The sequence below is a fragment of the Pseudomonas sp. GW456-E7 genome (assembly GCF_059424105.1).
Map to the genome: position 1 here is coordinate 1 of NZ_JBWKZB010000115.1, position 1,628 is coordinate 1,628.

Genomic DNA, 1,628 nt, shown 5'->3' on the forward strand with positions numbered 1-1,628 from the left:
AGCAACGACATCGTGACGGTCAGCCAGACCGCCAACAACGACATCGCCTGGAGTGGCGGCACCCTCGGTGCGGCGCAGGCTGCGGCGCTGGTCGCCGGCTTCTCGGTCGATCAGGCCGGCTGGAACTACAGCAGCAGCGAGAACCTGGACTTCCTGAGCGCCGGTGAAACCATCAGCTTCTCCTACACCGTGGTGGCCAGCGACAACAGCGGGACGGGCAACGCGACCTCGGTGGCGCAGACGGTGATGATCACCCTGACCGGCACCAACGACCAGCCGACGCTGAGCATCGACGACACGACCGGGGCGATGACCGAAGGCAATGGCGCAGCCACGCTGAGCGACAGCGGAGCGCTGAGCTTTGCCGATCTGGACAGCAACGACATCGTGACGGTCAGCCAGACCGCCAACAACGACATCGCCTGGAGTGGCGGCACCCTCGGTGCGGCGCAAGCCGCGGCGCTGGTCGCCGGCTTCTCGGTGGATCAAACCGGCTGGAACTACAGCAGCAGCGAGAACCTGGACTTCCTGAGCGCCGGTGAAACCATCAGCTTCTCCTACACCGTGGTGGCCAGCGACGACAGCGGGACGGGCAACGCGACCTCGGTGGCGCAGACGGTGATGATCACCCTGACCGGCACCAACGACGCGCCCGTGCTCAGTTTCGCGACGGGCAATGATGCGGGCGCGGTGCAGGAAGACACCACGCTCAGCGTGACTGGCCAGCTCAGCTCGGCCGACATCGATCACGATGCCACGGCGACCTGGAGCATCAATGGCTCGCCAACCGGCACCTACGGCTCGATCGCCGTCGATAACAGCGGCCAGTGGACCTACACCCTGGCCAACGGCACCAATGGGGTCGCCAGTGCGGTGCAGTCACTGAAGGCGGGAGAAAGTCACAACGAAGTGTTCAGCGTGCAGGTCAGCGACGGCCTGGGCGGCGTCGACACCCAGCAGGTGACCGTCACCATCACCGGCAGCAACGACGCACCCGTGCTCAGTTTCGCGACGGGCAATGATGCGGGCGCGGTGCAGGAAGACACCAAACTCAGCGTGACAGGCCAGTTCAGTTCGGCCGACATCGATCACGATGCCACCGCCACTTGGAGTATTGCCGGGTCAAATACCGGCACCTTTGGCTCGATCGCCGTGGACAACAGCGGCCAGTGGACCTACACGCTGGCCAACGGTACCGATGGCGTTGCCAGTGCAGTGCAGGCGCTGAAGGCGGGAGAAAGTCACAACGAAGTGTTCAGCGTGCAGGTCAGCGATGGCCTGGGCGGCGTCGACACCCAGCAGGTGACCGTCACCATCACCGGCAGCAACGACGCACCCGTGCTCAGTTTCGCGACGGGCAATGATGCGGGCGCGGTGCAGGAAGACACCAAACTCAGCGTGACAGGCCAGTTCAGTTCGGCCGACATCGATCACGATGCCATCGCCACTTGGAGTATTGCCGGGTCAAATACCGGCACCTTTGGCTCGATCGCCGTGGACAACAGCGGCCAGTGGACCTACACGCTGGCCAACGGTACCGATGGCGTTGCCAGTGCAGTGCAGGCGCTGAAGGCGGGAGAAAGTCACAACGAAGTGTTCAGCGTGCAGGTCAGCGATGGCCTGGGCGG

General features: G+C 64.3%; 1 protein-coding gene. It reads left to right on the plus strand.

Translation table 11 applies throughout. The features are described from left to right. On the plus strand, positions 1–1,628 hold a 1,628-nt coding region (locus AC07YV_RS29830), incomplete at both ends, for a VCBS domain-containing protein (protein ID WP_494990403.1).